This is a genomic window from Nocardioides seonyuensis (assembly GCF_004683965.1).
GTDB classification, from domain to species: domain Bacteria; phylum Actinomycetota; class Actinomycetes; order Propionibacteriales; family Nocardioidaceae; genus Nocardioides; species Nocardioides seonyuensis.
The window spans coordinates 1,117,948-1,134,329 of sequence record NZ_CP038436.1 but is presented as its reverse complement, the minus strand read 5'-3'; the positions used below and the strand labels follow the sequence as shown (position 1 = coordinate 1,134,329).

Genomic DNA, 16,382 nt, shown 5'->3' with positions numbered 1-16,382 from the left:
CGTTCGCTGGTTGAGGAAGGACTTCGTCCTTCCTCAACCACCGGGGGGAGCGCGTCCTTCGTCAACCGGCGGGTGGCGGGGCGACCTTGGTGGCGAACCGCGCGGCCAGCTCGGCCGGGTCCAGGCGACCGTCGAGGATCTGACGCGTCGGCCAGGCCGAGGTGTCCAGGCCGGACAGCTGCTCGAAGACGGCGAGGTCGGTTGAGTAGAGCTGGGCCAGGCCCGACAGGTCCGCCGCCGTGGGCGGCGTGCCGGGGATGACGTCCGCGCCGGCGTGCCAGTTCTTCAGGGGTGGGACGCGCTCGAAGCGAGGCAGCCCGAGATGATCGGTCGTGGCGTTCACGGCCGCCGGGAAGTCCGCGAGCATCGACCGCATCTCGAGCAGCAGCCACTGCTCGCGGTCGAAGAGCCGGAAGCCGCGGGTGAGCTGCTCGCCGTAGAACCCCCGGGCCAGGCCGGTCATGTGCCGCCACCGCATGGTCCGCACCTCGGTGGCCGGAGGCACCTCATCGGGCAGCGAAGTGTGCGGCCACTCGGTGAGGAAGCCGGGCCAGTCGGGCCAGGCGAGGTTGCGCGAGCGGAGCATGACCCAGTGGGAGAAGAGTCGCTCAAGCGGGTCGCGGAACACCGCGACCAGCGGCATGGCCGGGTCGTAGGCGCGCATCCGCTCGAGTGCGTGCGGCCAGTAGAGGTAGGTCGGCGTGGCGTCGCCGACCATGCGGTGGACCGGGGAGCGGCGCGGAGCGGTGTAGTCGCGCTCGTAGTCCGGCCACGACCAGTCGTAGTCCTCCTCGTCGAAGAAGTGCGCCTCCTTGGTGGGCGGCTGGCACACGAGCCGGTGCTGGTTCAGCGTCACCGCAAGGGTCGAGGTCCCGCCCTTCTGCACGCCGACGATCGCGTAGTTGTAGGGCATCTGCCCCTCTGCCGGCGGAGTCATCGCGGCGAACCTAGCACCGCCCGGACGGCTGGTGGATCGGGTTAGGTTTGGCCCATGTCCACCGCAGAGGTCCCCGTGACGTCAGACGACCAGGCCGAGCACGCCGACTCCCCGGGCTACACCCAGCCCGTCGTCGACGTCGAGGCGCTGGGCCTTCTCCTCGACGGGAGGTACCACGAGATCCGACAGCTGGTGCGTGACAACCTCGCCGAGCACGCCGGGATCCTCGTCGACGCCGAAGAGCTGAGCCGCGCCGACTTCCGCGAGCGCGTCAAGGACGTCGTGGTCCAGATGGCCGGGACCGGGCAGACCGGCATGGGCTTCCCCGAGGAGTACGGCGGCGGTGCCGACATCGGCGCGTCCGTCGCCGCCTTCGAGACGATGGGCTTCGGCGACCTCTCGGTCCTGGTCAAGATCGGCGTGCAGTTCGGCCTGTTCGGCGGCGCGATCCTGCAGCTCGGCACCAAGCGCCACCACGACGCCCACCTTCGCGACCTGATCTCAGGCCGCACGATGGGGTGCTTCGCCATGACGGAGTTCGGCCACGGCTCCAACGTGCAGGCTCTCGGGACGACGGCGACCTACGACGCCGACACCCAGGAGTTCGTGATCCACACGCCTGACGACGCCAGCCGCAAGGACTACATCGGCAACTCCGCCGTCCACGGCGAGCTGGCCGTGGTGTTCGCGCAGCTGGAGGTGGCGGGGGAGAGCCACGGCGTCCACGCGCTCGTCGTACCCCTCCGCAAGGACGGCCAGGTCGTCGACGGTGTCCGGATCGAGGACTGCGGCCGCAAGATGGGGCTCAACGGCGTCGACAACGGCCACATCTGGTTCGACCAGGTCCGCGTCCCGCGCGAGGCCTTGCTCAACCAGTTCGCCGACGTCACGCCCGAGGGGGTCTACGAGTCGGCGATCGAGAACCCCAACCGGCGGTTCTTCACCATGCTCGGCACCCTCGTGCAAGGCCGGGTGTGCGTCGGGGGAGCGGCGATCAACGCCGCCAAGGTCGCACTCGCCATCGCCGTCCGCTACGCCGACCGGCGGCGCCAGTTCGAGGCGTCGACCGACGGCGAGGAGACGCTGCTGCTCGACTACGGCATGCACCAGCGCCGCTTGTTCCCGCTGCTGGCCCGCACCTACGCCCTGCACTTCGCCCAGGACGTCGTCTCGCAGCAGCTGCACGACGTCTTCTCGGGTCCGGGCCCGAACGAGGCCGGAGGCGAGAGCGAGCAGGAGCGGCGCAAGCTCGAGGCCCGGGCCGCCGGCACCAAGGCGCTCGGCACGTGGCACGCCACCGAGACGATCCAGGAGTGTCGCGAGGCGTGCGGCGGGGCCGGCTACATCAGTGAGAACCGCTTCGACGCGCTCAAGGCCGACACTGACGTCTTCACCACCTTCGAAGGTGACAACCACGTGCTGCTGCAGCTGGTGGCCAAGGGGCTGCTCACCGACTACTCCTCCGAGTTCGAGGACATGGACCAGTTCGGGATGGTCCGGTTCGTCGCGGGGATCGCCGTCGAGACCGTGGTCGAGCGCACTGCGGTCCACAAGCTGTTCCAGTCGCTGCGCGACCTGCTGCCCGGCGGTGACCAGTGGGACCAGGAGGCGGGGCTGCTCGATCCCAACTACCAGCTCGCGATGCTGCGCTTCCGCGAGGAGCACATGCTCGCCGGTGTCGCCAGGCGGCTCAAGCGCGGCATCGACGAGGGCCTCAACCCCGGCGACGTCTTCTCCCGCGTCCAGGACCACGTGATCGCGACCGCTCGCGCCCACACCGAGCGGTTGGTGCTCGAGGCGTTCGTCGCGAGGGCGGCGGAGCTCGAGGACGGCGACCTCAAGGTCGCGCTCAACCTGCTGTGCGACCTCTACGCCCTCACCACGATCGAGACCGACCGGGGCTGGTTCATGGAGCACGGCCGGCTCTCCTCGGCCCGCTCCAAGGCGATCAGCCGCGAGGTCAACGACCTCTGCCGCAAGATCCGCCCGATCGCGGTCGACCTCGTGGACGCGTTCGGGGTACCGCCCGAGATGCTGCGGGCCGCCGACCTGGTGGGCGGTCCCGGCCGGGACGCTGTCTCGTGACCTCCCCCCTCTACGTCGTCCTGGGCGCCGGGCCCGGCCTCGGGCTGGCGACGGCACGCAGGTTCGGGCGCGAGGGGTACGACGTCGTGCTCGTGGGGCGGAGCGCCGAGCAGATGGCGCCCCTCGCCGAGACGCTCGCGTCCGAGGGAGTCTCCGCCGACGCGGAGGGGGTCGACCTCACCGACGAGGCGGCGGTCCGCGCGCTCATGGTCGACATCGGGAGCCGCCACGGCCGCATCGACGTGCTCCACTTCAACCCGAGTGCGTGGCGTGAGGCCGACGTCCTCCACCTGACGCCGGACGAGCTCTTCGAGGACCTCGCCCTGGGCGTCGCGCCGCTCCTGCCGGCGTTGCAGGCAGCGATCGACTTCATGCCCCCAGGGGGCCGGGTGCTCGTTACGGGCAGCATGGCCGCCGAGAGGCCATCGCCCGCGGCGCCCAGCCTCGGTGTCCAGAAGGCCGCCGTGCGCAATCTCGTCACGAGCGTCGACGCGACGCTCGCCGAGCGCGGTGTGCGGGCAGTGGCGGTCCAGGTCAACGGCGCCCTCGCCAAGGAGGGGCCCTTCGCGCCGCCGGCGGTCGCTCAGGCGCTGTACGCCGCCGCCACTCGGCCCCAGGAGGGCTGGACGCCCCACGTCGGCTACGACGGCGACGGGTCATGAGGTTCCCGCTGGTCGGCGGATGGGACCAGGATCCTGCCTGGGCGAAGGTCTACCCGCTGCTCGTCGAGCATCCGGTACTGGGGGCGCCGCTGTGGAGGCTCGGGCTGGACAGCGACATCGCTCTGCTCTACCGCGCCGCCGAGGAGATCGGCGAGCTGCCTGCTGGAGCGCGGGTGCTCGACGTGCCCGTGGGTGGCGGCGTCGCCCTGCGCGGCCTGCGCCCCGGCGGCGGGCTCGACTACGTCGCCGCCGACATCTCGCCCACGATGCTCCGACGAGCCGAGGCAGCCGCCCGCAGGCACGACGTCGCCGACCAGGTGACCACCGCCCTGGCCGACGTCGGGGACCTGCCTTTCGCCGACGGCTCGTTCGACATGGTGGTCTCCTTCACCGGGCTGCACGTCTTCCCCGACCCGCGCCGAGCGATCCACGAGATGGTGCGGGTGCTCGCTCGCGGTGGCGTGCTCACCGGCAGCGCCCTGTTCTCCGGTGACTTCCGGGGCCTCCAGCGGCGCTACGCCCTCGTGCACGCATTCGGCCGGATGAGCCAGGTGCTCGGACCGATGTGCACGGCGGCCGAGGCGCGGGCCTGGCTCCTCGAGGCGGGTGCGGACGAGGTCCACCTGGAGATGAGCGGCGGCCTCGGCTACTTCCGCGCCACCAAGGACTGACTCTCCTCGGGTCCGCCTGTCACAGATCTGCACCGGCCGGTGTCTCCATGGCATGACCAGCAGATTCAGAGTCCCCAAGGCAGAGCTGAGCGGCGGCTACGGCGCCGCCCTCAGGACGATCGCGAAGCGGATGTGGGGCGAGGTGCCCGACAACGCCTACGTGCTCTTCCACAACAAGCCGGTGATGAGGGCGACCTTCTCCCACGAGCAGAAGGTCGCGAGGTGGAAGCAGCTCGACCCTGACCTGAAGACCTACGCCGTGATGGCCAGTGCGGGAGTCATCGGGTGCTCGTGGTGCCTCGACTTCGGCTACTTCATGGCCCGCGAGGACGGCCTCGACCTGGCCAAGGTGCGGGAGGTGCCGCGCTGGCGTGAGTCAGCGGTCTTCACCGACCTCGAGCGCGAGGTGATGGAGTACGCCGAGGCGATGACCGCGACCCCGCCCACCGTCACCGACGAGATGGTCGCCCGGCTCGACCAACAGCTCGGCCACGCGGCAGTGGTGGAGCTGACGATGATGGTGGCCATCGAGAACGAGCGGTCCCGCTTCAACTCCGCCATGGGCCTGGCGTCGCAGGGCTACAGCGACGTGTGCGAGCTGCCCCTGGCCCTACCCTCGGACGCGTGAGCACAACCGACTCGCCGACCGACGACTTCGTCGCCCATCGCAACCTGCTCTTCACGGTCGCCTACGAGATGCTCGGCTCCGCGGCCGATGCCGAGGACGTCCTGCAGGAGACCTGGCTGCGATGGGCGGACGTCGCGCGCGAGGAGGTGCGCGACCCGCGCGCCTACCTCGTGCGCGTCGTCACCCGGCAGTCGCTCAACAAGCTTCGCGGCAATGCCAGGCGTCGGGAGGACTACGTCGGCCCGTGGCTGCCGGAGCCGCTGCTGACGGCCCCGGACGTGGCCGACGACGTCGTGCTCGCCGACAGCGTCTCGACGGCGATGCTGCTCGTCCTGGAGACGCTGCCGCCGGTCGAGCGTGCGGTGTTCGTGCTGCGCGAGGTCTTCGCGGTGGAGTACGACGAGATCGCGGCCGCCGTCGACAAGTCACCCGCCGCGGTGCGCCAGATCGCCCACCGGGCGCGCTCGCACGTGGAGGCACGACGGCCTCGGAACGAGGTGTCGCGGGACTTCGCGGAGCAGGTCTTCCAGCGGTTCATCGCTGCTGCGGCGACCGGCGACCTCCAGGGACTGATGGACGTGCTGGCACCGGACGTCGTGCTCATCACCGACGGTGGCGGCAAGAAGAGCTCGGCGTTGCGCCCGATCGTGGGCGCGGAGAAGGTGCTGCGCTTCCTGGCCGGCGTCTACGACCTGTCCAGCAAGGTCGACGTCGTCACCGTCAACGGCACGCCCGCGCTGCGGCTGGAGCTGGCCGGCGAGCTGGAGGCGGTCGTGACCTTCACGGTCAACGGCGGTGTGATCACCGACGCCTACGTCGTGCGCAACCCCGACAAGCTGGGGCGGCTGGGAGCGGCGGTGGAGCTGGCACGCGAAGTCACGCGCTAGCGCCCCGGGCTCAGTGGCCGTTCTTGGCGCGCTCGAAGGAGGCGTGGACCTCGGCGATCGCCTCGTGGCGCCCGACCCAGTTGGCGCCCTCGACGGACTTGCCGGGCTCGAGGTCCTTGTAGACCTCGAAGAAGTGCTGGATCTCGAGACGGTCGAACTCGGACACGTCGGTGATGTCCTGGAGGTGGGTCATGCGCGGGTCGTGGGTGGGGACGCACAGCACCTTGTCGTCGCCGCCGGCCTCGTCGGTCATGCGGAACATGCCGATCGCGCGGCACTTGATGTGGCAGCCGGGGAAGGTCGGCACCTGGAGGATGACCAGGGCGTCGAGCGGGTCGCCGTCGAGGCCGAGGGTGTTCTCGATGAAGCCGTAGTCCTCGGGGTAGGCCGTGGACGTGAAGAGCATCCGGTCGAGATAGATCTTGCCCGACTCGTGGTCGATCTCGTACTTGTTGCGAGAGCCCTTGGGGATCTCGATGACCACGTCGAACTCGAAGAACTCCTCGATGTCCTGCTGCGTCACGGCTTACCTCCACCTCGTCCGGCCCGGGTGCCCGGGCGCAGTGCCGTGGAACAGTGTCCCGCACAATGGCCCGTGAGCGCGAAGCGAGGAGGGATCTGGACGTGCGAGGTGACGTACGCCACTACACCGGTCCTGGTCGCGTGGCGCACTGGTTGCCGGTGCTGCTCGTGCTCGCACTCCTGGGCGGCTCGGTCGCCGCCTACCGCTACGACCTCGGTCCGCGCTACCTGCCGTGGCTCTCCGCCGACCCCGAGACCGAGCCCGCTGCCGTCGCGCCGCCGCCCGGCCTGGACCTGCCCGAGTGGACCGCACCCGTGATCGCCCCAGCCCTCCCCACGACCGGGCGCATCGACCCGGTGGCGGTCGCGGCCGCGCTGGGGCCCCTGCTCGACGACCCCGACCTCGGGAAGCACGTCGTGGCCGCCGTGGGCGACCTGACCTTCGGCAGCGAGTGGACGTCGGTCGAGAAGCCCGACACCTATCTGCCGGCCTCGACCACCAAGCTGCTCACCGTGGCCGCGGCGCTCGAGCACCTCGGCCCCGAGGCGCGCTTCACCACGCGCGTGGTGAGCGGCACCTCGCCGCGCGAGGTCGTGCTCGTGGGTGGGGGCGACCCCTACCTGGCCAGCAAGCCCCTCACCCCGGACGGAGCGGCCACGGCCTTCCCGCCCCGCGTCGACGTCGTCACTCTGGCGCGCGAGGCCGCCGAGGCCCTCGGCGGCAGCGGCCGGGTGCGGGTGAGCTACGACGACGGCCTCTTCACCGGCCCGACCGCGAGTGCCGGGTGGCGCTCCGACTACGTCCCCGACGACATCGTCAGCCCGATCACGGCCCTGATGGTCGACGGGGGTCGCGAGGCCGACGGCTACGCACGCGCCGACGACCCGTCCCTGCAGGCGGCCCGCGCGTTCGCCGACGGTCTCGCCCAGGCCGGCATGAAGGTTCGCGGCAAGGTGGCGCGCGTCGTCGTACCCCCCGACGCCGCCGAGCTCGCCGCGGTGGAGAGCGCCAGGCTCGGTGACATCGCCGAGCGCGTCCTCGACGTCAGCGACAACGAGGGTGCCGAGGTCCTCGGTCACCACGTCGGGCTCGCCACCTCGGGCACCGGCTCGTTCGCGGCCGGTGCGGCCGGGGTCGGGACCACCCTGCAGGGCTGGGGCATCGACACGTCCGGGCTGCGGCTGTACGACGGCTCCGGGCTGTCGCGCCAGAACCGCGTGTCCGCCGCGACCGTCCTCGCCGTGCTCCGCCGGGTGGCCGGCAGCGAGGGTGGGCCGCTCCGCAGCGCTGTGACCGGCCTACCGGTCGCGGCCTTCACCGGCTCGCTGACCTACCGGTTCGACGAGGGGCCGAAGGCCGCGCGGGGCGTGGTGCGCGCCAAGACCGGCACCCTCACCGGCGTGCACGCGCTCGCCGGGCTGGCCACCGGGCGCGACGGGGTGGTGATGGCCTTCGTGGTCGCGGCCGACAAGGTCGCCGAGGCCGACGGCCTCGACGCCCAGGAGGCGATCGACCAGGCCGCTGCCGCGCTCGCCGCCTGCCGCTGCGCCGCCTCCGGATAGGGCCCCCGGGCTAGGTTGGCTCAATGACGAAGATGGTCGACTGGGACTTCGCCGTGTCGCTCGCCTCCCGCATCGCCGGTGACGGCCCCGACACGACCAGCGCCGAGGCGGCCGCCGTGGTCGCCGAGCTCCGCGAGGGCGCGGCTCGGTCGACGGGGCTCGTGCGCGACTTCACCGGGCTGGTCGCCCCCGAGGACACCGCACCCGTGCTCGTCGTAGACCGCGCGGGCTGGGTGCAGGCCAACGCAGACGGCTTCGCCCGGATCCTCGAGCCGATCATCGAGAAGCTCGCTGCGCGCAAGGGGGTCCCGCAGGGCCTCTCCAGCGCCATCGGCTCACGCGTCACAGGCGCCGAGATCGGCTTCCTGCTGGGGTTCCTCGGCAGCAAGGTGCTGGGGCAGTTCGACCCCTTCCACGACCCTGCCGGACGGCTGCTGCTCGTGGCTCCCAACGTCGTCCACGTCCAGCGGGAGATCTCCGCCGATCCCCACGACTTCCGGCTCTGGGTCTGCCTGCACGAGGAGACCCACCGCGTGCAGTTCACCGCCAACCCGTGGCTGCGCGGCCACCTCACCGACCTGATGCAGTCGATGGCCGACGCGATCGAGCCGCGCGCGTTCCTGGAGGAGGGTCCCCGCAAGATCGGCGAGATCATCCGGGGAGACACGAGCATCGTCGAGATCCTCTCCAGCCCCGAGCAGCGCGAGGTCCTCGACCGGGTCACCGGCGTCATGTCGTTGCTCGAGGGTCACGCCGACGTCGTCATGGACGGCGTGGGCCCGTCGGTGATCCCGAGCGTCGAGTCCATCCGCGCCAGCTTCAACCAGCGCCGAGGCGGTGTCGGCACGCTCGACCGCATCCTGCGGCGGCTGCTCGGCCTCGACGCCAAGATGGCCCAGTACCGCGAGGGTGCGGTGTTCGTGCGCCACGTCGTCGACAAGGTCGGCATGACCGAGTTCAACACCGTCTGGTCGGGACCCGACACCCTGCCGAGCAGGGCCGAGATCCTCGACCCGGACGCCTGGATCGCCCGCGTCCTGTGACCCTCCACCCCTCCGTCGCCGCCGTGCGCCTCGGTGTGCGGCGGGTGCTGGCCACTCACGGTCCCGGCGCGGTCGTGGTGGTCGCGTGCAGCGGCGGAGCCGACTCGACAGCCCTGCTCTCGGCCGCCGTCTTCGAGGGACACAAGCTGGGCCAGCGGATCGTCGGGGTCACCGTTGACCACGGGCTGCAACCGGGGTCCGCCGACACGGCCCGCCTCGTGGTCGAGCGGATGGTGGCGATCGGGGCCGACGAGACCGTGACCGCAGCCGTGCAGGTCCAGGCCGTCGGGCTGGGCCCAGAGGCCGCCGCTCGTCAGGCTCGGCACGCCGTGCTCGAGGAGGTCGCCGAACGCCTCGGTGCCACCGTGGTCCTGCTCGGCCACACCCTCGACGACCAGGCCGAGACCGTGCTGCTCGGCCTCACCCGCGGGTCCGGCGGCCGCTCGCTGGCGGGGATGCGGGCGTCGTACGACGTCTTCGCCAGGCCGCTGCTCGGCGTGCGCCGCGACGACACCGTCACGGCCTGCCAGGTGGAGGGACTGGACGTGTGGCAGGACCCCCACAACGACGACCCCGGCTACACGCGCGTGCGGGTGCGGCACCGGGTGCTGCCGGTGCTCGAGGAGGAGCTCGGGCCGGGCATCGCCGAGGCGCTCGCCCGGACCGCCGAGCAGCTGCGCGAGGACACCGAGCTCCTCGACGCGACCGCCGCCGACGCCCTGGAGCGGATGGCCCGTCCGCTGCCGGTGGCCGACCTCGCGGCACTGCCCGACGCGCTGCGTCGCAGGGTGCTGCACCGTGCTGCCCTCGAGGCCGGCGCGCCTCCCGGCGAGCTGTTCCGCGAGCACGTTGTCGCCGTCGACTCGCTCGTCACCGACTGGCGCGGGCAGAAGTGGGTGGACCTCCCCGGACACCTCCGCGCCCTGCGCCGCGGCGACGCCCTGGTGCTCGAGCGCGCCTGACCTTCCCCGCGCGCTCCCCCAGCCTGGATTTCCACTCGTACGAGTGGAAGTCCATCGGCCCCTGAGCGTGGATCGTCTGAGAAGGGCTGAACTTCCACGCGTGCGAGTGGAACTTCATCAGGGGAGGCGAGGTGGGAGGACCCGGCACGACCTAGGCTGTCGCCATGGACTCGTCCCACGTGGAGCACGACCTCGTCAACGTCCTGTTCACCGAGGCGCAGATCCACGATCGGCTCGGTGAGATGGCCCAGCAGATCAGCGCCGACTACGAGGGCCACGACCTGTTGATGGTCGGCGTGCTGCGTGGTGCGGTGATGGTCATGGCCGACCTCTCCCGGGCGATGCCCGGCCACCTCGAGATGGACTGGATGGCGGTGACGTCCTACGGGTCCGGCACCAAGTCCAGCGGGGTCGTGCGCATCCTCAAGGACCTCGACACCGACATCTCCGGTCGCCACGTGCTCATCGTCGACGAGATCATCGACACCGGCCTCACCCTGAGCTGGCTGGTCAACAACCTCAGCAGCCGCCGGCCGGCCAGCGTCGAGATCGCGACCCTGCTCCGCAAGCCCGAGGCGCTGCAGATGCCGGTGGAGCCCAAGTACGTCGGATGGGACATCCCCAACGAGTTCGTCGTCGGCTACGGCCTCGACTACAAGGAGCGCTACCGCAACCTGCGAGACATCGGGACGCTGGCCCCCCACGTCTACTCCTGAGCGACGCGCTCGGGCCCTCCGGAGAGCCTTGGGGTCGCCAGCGCTTCACCCCGCCTGAAACAATGGTGGTCCGGGTGACGTGTAGCGTCACCACATTCCGACTCGACTCTGGTGAAAGTTGCTCGTGAAGCGCATATTCAAGGGCCCGTGGCTCTGGATCGTCCTGGCCACGTTCGGCGTGCTGCTCGCCATCCAGCTCTTTGCTCCCGGTGACGGCTACGACGAGGTCGAGACGTCCCGCATGTCCCAGTACATCGCCGAGGGCGAGGTCGACGAGATCACCTTCGTCGACGGCGACCAGGAGATCCGCGCCACCCTCGACGAGGGCGCGCGCAAGGGCAGCGACAAGGTCGTCACCCACTACATCGACGGGCAGCAGGAGTCGATCCTCGCCGCGGTCGACGAGCAGGTGGAGGCCGGCACGATCGAGAAGGCCAACTCCGAGAACCCCCAGCCCAGCTTCCTCGGGTCGATCCTCGCGACGCTGCTGCCGTTCGCGCTGATCATCTTGCTGTTCGTCTTCTTGATGAACCAGGCGCAAGGCGGCGGCCGGGGTGTCATGCAGTTCGCCAAGAGCAAGGCCAAGCTGATCACCAAGGACATGCCCAAGACGACGTTCTCCGACGTCGCGGGGTCCGAGGAGGCCGTCGAGGAGCTCGGCGAGATCAAGGAGTTCCTGCAGGAGCCGGCCAAGTTCCAGGCCGTGGGGGCAAAGATCCCCAAGGGCGTGCTGCTCTACGGCCCGCCAGGCACGGGCAAGACGCTGCTGGCACGCGCGGTGGCGGGCGAGGCCGGCGTGCCCTTCTACTCCATCTCCGGCTCCGACTTCGTCGAGATGTTCGTCGGTGTCGGCGCCAGCCGGGTGCGCGACCTGTTCGAGCAGGCCAAGGAGAACGCCCCGGCGATCGTCTTCATCGACGAGATCGACGCCGTCGGCCGTCACCGCGGCGCGGGCATGGGCGGCGGGCACGACGAGCGCGAGCAGACCCTCAACCAGCTCCTCGTCGAGATGGACGGCTTCGACGTCCGCGGCGGCGTGATCCTGATCGCCGCGACCAACCGTCCCGACGTCCTGGACCCCGCGCTGCTGCGTCCGGGTCGCTTCGACCGGCAGATCCAGGTCGACGCCCCCGACCTCAATGGGCGCCACCAGATCCTGAAGGTCCACTCGCGCGGCAAGCCCATGGCAGGCGAGATCGACCTGCTCAGCGTGGCGCGCCGCACGCCCGGCTTCACCGGCGCAGACCTGGCCAACGTCCTCAACGAGGCCGCGTTGCTGACCGCGCGCGGCAACGCCAAGCTGATCACCGACGGCGCCCTCGACGAGGCCATCGACCGCGTGATCGCCGGGCCACAGCGCCGGACCCGCCTGATGAGCGAGAAGGAGAAGCTCATCACGGCCTACCACGAGGGCGGGCACGCCCTGGTGGCCGCGGCGCTCCCGGGCACCGACCCCGTCCACAAGGTGACGATCCTCCCGCGCGGGCGCGCGCTGGGCTACACGATGGTGCTGCCCGACGAGGACAAGTACAGCCAGACCCGCTCCGAGATGCTCGACAAGCTCGCCTACATGCTCGGCGGCATGGCGGCGGAGGCGCTGATCTTCCACGACGTGACCAGCGGCGCCGGCAACGACATCGAGAAGGCCACCGGCCTGGCTCGCGCGATGGTGACCCAGTACGGCATGAGCGAGCGGTTGGGTGCCATCAAGCTGGGCGACAACAGCTCCGAGCCCTTCCTGGGGCGCGACATGGGCCACCAGCGCAACTACTCCGAGGAGGTCGCCGCGGTGATCGACTCCGAGGTCAAGACGCTGCTCGGCAACGCCCACCAGGAGGCCTACGACATCCTCGAGCAGAACCGCGACGTCCTCGACGCGCTCGTGCTCGAGCTCCTCGACAAGGAGACCCTCGACAAGGCCGAGATCGCCGCGATCTTCGAGCCCCTGCGCCTCCACCCGACCCGCCCGGCGTGGACCGGGTCGGACCTGCGCGTTCCCTCGACGGTCCCGCCCGTGCAGATCCCCCAGGAGATCCGCGACCGCATCAACGGCGCGGTCGCAGACCAGCACAACGAGGGCGGAGCCATCATCACCCCGCCCGGCGCGGGCGGCGACCTGCACGGCGACCCGGCGGTGGGGGGCCACGGCGAGGCCCCGCAGCCGCCCGGACCCTCGACGTGACCGATCCGATCAGCATCTCGGACCGGCAGGTGCCCGAGTTCGACCACGCCCGGGCCGAGGCGGCCGTCCGCGAGCTGCTCCTCGCGATCGGCGAGGATCCCGATCGCGAGGGCCTGCTGCAGACCCCCGCACGGGTGGCGCGGGCCTACGCCGAGCTCACCTCCGGCCTGCGCCAGGAGCCCGAGGACGTCCTGACCACGACGTTCGACATCGGTCACGACGAGATGGTGCTGGTGCGCGACATCGAGCTGTGGTCCATGTGCGAGCACCACCTGGTGCCGTTCACCGGCGTGGCCCACGTCGGCTACATCCCGGCCGAGACGGGCAAGATCACCGGCCTGTCCAAGCTCGCCCGCCTGGTCGACGTCTACGCCAAGCGGCCCCAGGTGCAGGAGCGCCTCACCACCCAGGTCGCCGACTCGTTGATGGAGATCCTCGACGCGCGCGGGGTGATCGTGGTCATCGAGGCGGAGCACCTGTGCATGACCATGCGGGGCGTCCGCAAGGCGGGGGCGCGCACGATCACCTCGGCGGTTCGCGGCGCCATGCTCACCAACCAGGCCACTCGCGCCGAGGCGATGGCGCTGATCCACAGCAGGCGCTGATGCCGGTGCGTCCGCGCGTGATGGGGATCGTCAACGTCACCCCTGACTCGTTCTCGGACGGCGGGCGGTACGACGACACCGAGCGCGCCGTGGCCCATGGCCGGGCCCTGCTGGCCGAGGGAGCCGACATCCTCGACATCGGCGGCGAGTCCACCCGCCCGGGCGCGACCCGTCCCCTCGTCGCCGAGGAGCTCGACCGCGTGGTCCCGGTCATCCGCGAGCTGGCCGCGGCGGGGGCCGTCGTCTCGGTCGACACCATGCGTTCGGAGGTCGCCGAGGCGGCTCTCGCGGCGGGCGCCACGATCGTCAACGACGTCTCCGGGGGGCTGGCCGACCCGCGCATCCTCGAGGTCGTGGCGGCGACCGAGGCGTCGTACGTCGCCATGCACTGGCGTGCCCACAGCGACCGCATGCGCGACTTCGCGGTCTACCCGGACGGCGTCGTCGAGACGGTGTGCCGCGAGCTCGCCGAGCGCCTCGAGGCGACGGAGGCGGCGGGCATCGCGCCCCACCGCGTCGCGCTCGACCCGGGCCTCGGCTTCGCCAAGAAGCCGCGCCACAACTGGGAGCTGCTCGCCGCCCTCGAGGCGCTGCGTGTGCTGGGTCGTCCGCTGCTAGTCGGCGCGAGCCGGAAGTCATTCCTGGGGTCGCTGCTCGGCGTGGCGGGCCGGCCCCGGCCGGTCGACGAGCGCGAGCACGCCCACGTGGCCCTGGTCGCACTCCTCGCCGAGAGGGGGGTGGACTGCCTGCGCGTGCACGACGTCCGCGCCACGGCCGACGCGCTGGCGGTGGTGGCGGCCATGGGCGCCACGACGGACGCGGGTGCGATGTGGCCACCCGGTCGGGAGGACCCGTGACCGACGAGCTGGCGATCCACGGCATCGAGTGCTTCGCCCACCACGGGGTCTTCGACTTCGAGCGGCGCGAGGGGCAGGTCTTCGTGGTCGACCTGGTGCTGGGGCTGGACACAGCGCCCGCGGCGCGGTCCGGGGAGTTGAAGGACACCGTCCACTACGGCACCCTCGTGGAGGCAGTGAAGTCTGCGGTCGAGCGGGACCCTGTCGACCTGGTCGAGACGGTGGCGCAGCGCATCGCCGATGTGTGCCTGGAGGACCGTCGTGTTGAATGGGCACGCATCACGCTCCACAAACCTGACGCACCAATCGAGGCGACGTTTCGCGACGTCGCCCTGACGATCACCAGAACGCGAGGTCCCGCAGATGACTGAGACCCCCAACCCCAACATCGTCGACGCCGACTCGATCACCGGAGAGATGCACCCGATCCGTCGCGTCGTGGTGGCGTTGGGCGCCAACCTGGGTGAGCGGTTCGCCGCGCTGCAGGGGGCTGTCAACGCGCTCGCCGACACACCCGACTTCTTCGTCACCGGGGTCTCGCCCGTCTACGAGTCCGACCCCGTCGGCTCTCCCGTCGAGGACGCGCCCAAGTTCCTCAACGCGATCGTGCTCGCAGACACCACGCTGCCGGCCGCGCGACTGATGGAGCGTGCCCTGGCCATCGAGGACGCCTTCGACCGTGAGCGCAGCGAGGTCCGCAACGCCCCCCGCACGCTCGACGTCGACCTGATCGTGGTGGGTGACCGCCGCTCGAACGAGGACTTCCTGCGCCTGCCGCACCCGCGCGCCCACGAGCGCTCCTTCGTCCTGCAGCCGTGGCACGACCTGGAGCCCGACGCGACGCTTCCCGACCACGGACCCATCGCCGACCTGCTCCAGGGCTCCGACTCCTCTGGCCTCACCCGGCGCGAGGACCTCGCGCTCGAGGTCGAGTGAGGGCTCCTGGGTGAGCGATCCCGAGGACGAGCCGCGCGGCTCGCTGCGCCCCACCTCGGGTCGTGCCCTGGCGATCAGCGCCGTCGTGGGCCTTGCCCTCGGGTGGGGGCTGCATCCGCTCGGCCGAGCAGCGACAGGGGAGGCGCCGCGAGTCTCCTGGCTGCAACCCCTGGCGCTGACCCTCGTGGCGGTGATCCTGGCGTTCCTCGCCTGGCACACGTGGCGCACGGTGCAGGTGCAGGGTCATCGACTGGACCCGCAGCACGCCGTCAACCGGCTCGTCCTGGCCCGTGCGTGCGCACTCGTGGGCGCGCTGGTCGCCGCGGCATACGTCGGGTTCGCGGTCGGCTGGATTGGTGACGCGTCCGTGCTGGCGGATCGCTGGACCACGCGCTCGCTGGTCGCTGCCGCCGCGTCGGCGGGTGTGATGGGCGCATCCCTCGCGCTGGAGAGCGCGTGTCGCACCCCACCGGGAGACGGTCACCCCTAGTCTGACCCCATGTCTTCCCCTCAGCCCCAGCAGTCACACGCGCCACGCACGAGCGCCCGACGACGCCAGCGCAGCACGCGCTTGACCGTCGCGGCTGCGCTCCTGGTCCTCTCCGCGCTCCTGGTGGGCTGGGCGGTCGTCGACGGCACCGCGTGGCTGCAGGGCGTGGCTGCGGTCGTCGCCGTAGTGCTCGGGGCTGCCGCCACCCGCATCACCCACTCCGAGCTCCTCGCGGAGCGCCGCACCGCTGCGCGCGACCGCGCCGTGCAGGCGATGCAGTACCGCGAGATCACCGCGCAGCGGACGGCCGAGAACGAAGCCTTCGCTGCCGACATGCGCCGCAAGATCATCGACCGGCAGGAGGCCATCTCCGTCCTCGAGGTCGCCCTCTCCAAGGCGCAGCGCCTGGCCGCGGACCAGACCCTCAAGCTGGGCAACGAAGCGCGCCGTGCCGACGGTGCCGAGCGCGCGGTCGCCGGGCTGGGTCGAGCCTTGGAGGCGGCGGAGTCGCGCGCCTCCGAGGCCGCCGTCCGCGTCGTCGAGCTCGAGGCCGAGATCGACGTGCTGAAGGCAGACCTGGCCTCCCTGAAGTCGGCGCACGCCGCCCGTTCCACCCGTTCGGCCTGACCGCTCCCG

The 16,382-nt window shown here is 71.1% G+C and carries 18 protein-coding genes; 16 read left to right on the top strand and 2 right to left on the bottom strand.

What is annotated here, in order from left to right; genetic code table 11:
* Nucleotides 1-61: 61 nt before the first annotated feature.
* On the bottom strand, nt 62-937 hold the full coding sequence (locus EXE58_RS05605; protein WP_135266949.1) for a sulfotransferase domain-containing protein: 876 nt from the start codon (nt 935-937) through the stop codon (nt 62-64).
* Between the two features lie 54 nt (nt 938-991).
* On the opposite strand from EXE58_RS05605, the gene EXE58_RS05600 reads away from it, so the two are divergent.
* The 5 genes from EXE58_RS05600 to EXE58_RS05580 are packed head-to-tail and all read left to right on the top strand — an operon-like array spanning nt 992 to nt 5,870.
* Nucleotides 992-3,022 (top strand): acyl-CoA dehydrogenase family protein, encoded by a 2,031-nt coding sequence (locus EXE58_RS05600; RefSeq protein ID WP_135266948.1) that lies wholly within the window; start codon nt 992-994, stop codon nt 3,020-3,022.
* Nucleotides 3,019-3,684 carry an SDR family NAD(P)-dependent oxidoreductase gene (locus tag EXE58_RS05595; RefSeq protein ID WP_135266947.1) on the top strand — a complete coding sequence of 222 codons (666 nt, stop codon included), beginning with the start codon at nt 3,019-3,021 and terminating at the stop codon, nt 3,682-3,684. The genes EXE58_RS05600 and EXE58_RS05595 overlap by 4 nt, the downstream gene beginning before the upstream one ends.
* Entirely contained in the window at nt 3,681-4,355 is a 675-nt protein-coding gene (locus EXE58_RS05590) for a class I SAM-dependent methyltransferase (protein WP_135266946.1), read from the top strand. The genes EXE58_RS05595 and EXE58_RS05590 overlap by 4 nt, the downstream gene beginning before the upstream one ends.
* A gap of 52 nt (nt 4,356-4,407) precedes the next feature.
* Nucleotides 4,408-4,983, top strand: a complete 576-nt coding sequence (locus EXE58_RS05585) for a carboxymuconolactone decarboxylase family protein (RefSeq protein ID WP_135266945.1) — start codon at nt 4,408-4,410, stop codon at nt 4,981-4,983.
* Nucleotides 4,980-5,870, top strand: coding sequence for an RNA polymerase sigma-70 factor (locus EXE58_RS05580; protein WP_135266944.1), 891 nt, complete (start codon nt 4,980-4,982; stop codon nt 5,868-5,870). The genes EXE58_RS05585 and EXE58_RS05580 overlap by 4 nt, the downstream gene beginning before the upstream one ends.
* 10 nt (nt 5,871-5,880) lie before the next feature.
* On the opposite strand, the gene EXE58_RS05575 is transcribed toward EXE58_RS05580, so the two are convergent.
* On the bottom strand, nt 5,881-6,393 hold the full coding sequence (locus EXE58_RS05575) for an inorganic diphosphatase (protein ID WP_244242440.1): 513 nt from the start codon (nt 6,391-6,393) through the stop codon (nt 5,881-5,883).
* A gap of 101 nt (nt 6,394-6,494) precedes the next feature.
* Between EXE58_RS05575 and dacB the strand changes: the two genes are divergently transcribed.
* The 11 genes from dacB (at nt 6,495) to EXE58_RS05520 (ending at nt 16,373) form a co-directional block, all read left to right on the top strand.
* Nucleotides 6,495-7,955 (top strand): D-alanyl-D-alanine carboxypeptidase/D-alanyl-D-alanine endopeptidase, encoded by a 1,461-nt coding sequence (dacB, locus tag EXE58_RS05570; protein WP_167288700.1) that lies wholly within the window; start codon nt 6,495-6,497, stop codon nt 7,953-7,955.
* Between the two features lie 32 nt (nt 7,956-7,987).
* On the top strand, nt 7,988-8,998 hold the full coding sequence (locus tag EXE58_RS05565; RefSeq protein ID WP_135269450.1) for a zinc-dependent metalloprotease: 1,011 nt from the start codon (nt 7,988-7,990) through the stop codon (nt 8,996-8,998).
* Complete coding sequence (tilS, locus tag EXE58_RS05560) at nt 8,995-9,960, top strand: tRNA lysidine(34) synthetase TilS (RefSeq protein WP_135266942.1); 966 nt, start codon at nt 8,995-8,997, stop codon at nt 9,958-9,960. The genes EXE58_RS05565 and tilS overlap by 4 nt, the downstream gene beginning before the upstream one ends.
* Nucleotides 9,961-10,124: 164 nt before the next feature.
* Nucleotides 10,125-10,676 (top strand): hypoxanthine phosphoribosyltransferase, encoded by a 552-nt coding sequence (gene hpt, locus EXE58_RS05555; RefSeq protein WP_135266941.1) that lies wholly within the window; start codon nt 10,125-10,127, stop codon nt 10,674-10,676.
* 124 nt (nt 10,677-10,800) lie between these two features.
* Nucleotides 10,801-12,858: an ATP-dependent zinc metalloprotease FtsH gene (ftsH, locus tag EXE58_RS05550; RefSeq protein ID WP_341869536.1), complete on the top strand. Its 2,058-nt coding sequence runs from the start codon at nt 10,801-10,803 to the stop codon at nt 12,856-12,858.
* A 29-nt stretch (nt 12,859-12,887) separates the two neighbouring features.
* Nucleotides 12,888-13,463, top strand: a complete 576-nt coding sequence (gene folE / locus EXE58_RS05545; protein ID WP_244242528.1) for a GTP cyclohydrolase I FolE — start codon at nt 12,888-12,890, stop codon at nt 13,461-13,463.
* On the top strand, nt 13,463-14,320 hold the full coding sequence (gene folP / locus EXE58_RS05540) for a dihydropteroate synthase (RefSeq protein WP_135266938.1): 858 nt from the start codon (nt 13,463-13,465) through the stop codon (nt 14,318-14,320). Before folE ends, folP begins: the two co-directional genes overlap by 1 nt.
* On the top strand, nt 14,317-14,691 hold the full coding sequence (gene folB, locus EXE58_RS05535) for a dihydroneopterin aldolase (protein ID WP_135266937.1): 375 nt from the start codon (nt 14,317-14,319) through the stop codon (nt 14,689-14,691). The genes folP and folB overlap by 4 nt, the downstream gene beginning before the upstream one ends.
* Nucleotides 14,684-15,256, top strand: coding sequence for a 2-amino-4-hydroxy-6-hydroxymethyldihydropteridine diphosphokinase (gene folK / locus EXE58_RS05530; RefSeq protein ID WP_135266936.1), 573 nt, complete (start codon nt 14,684-14,686; stop codon nt 15,254-15,256). Before folB ends, folK begins: the two co-directional genes overlap by 8 nt.
* A 10-nt stretch (nt 15,257-15,266) precedes the next feature.
* The gene (locus EXE58_RS05525; RefSeq protein ID WP_135266935.1) at nt 15,267-15,746 is read left to right on the top strand and encodes a DUF3180 domain-containing protein; all 480 of its coding nucleotides are present in this window, start codon (nt 15,267-15,269) and stop codon (nt 15,744-15,746) included.
* 9 nt (nt 15,747-15,755) lie between these two features.
* The gene (locus EXE58_RS05520) at nt 15,756-16,373 is read left to right on the top strand and encodes a hypothetical protein (protein WP_135266934.1); all 618 of its coding nucleotides are present in this window, start codon (nt 15,756-15,758) and stop codon (nt 16,371-16,373) included.
* Nucleotides 16,374-16,382: the final 9 nt, after the last annotated feature.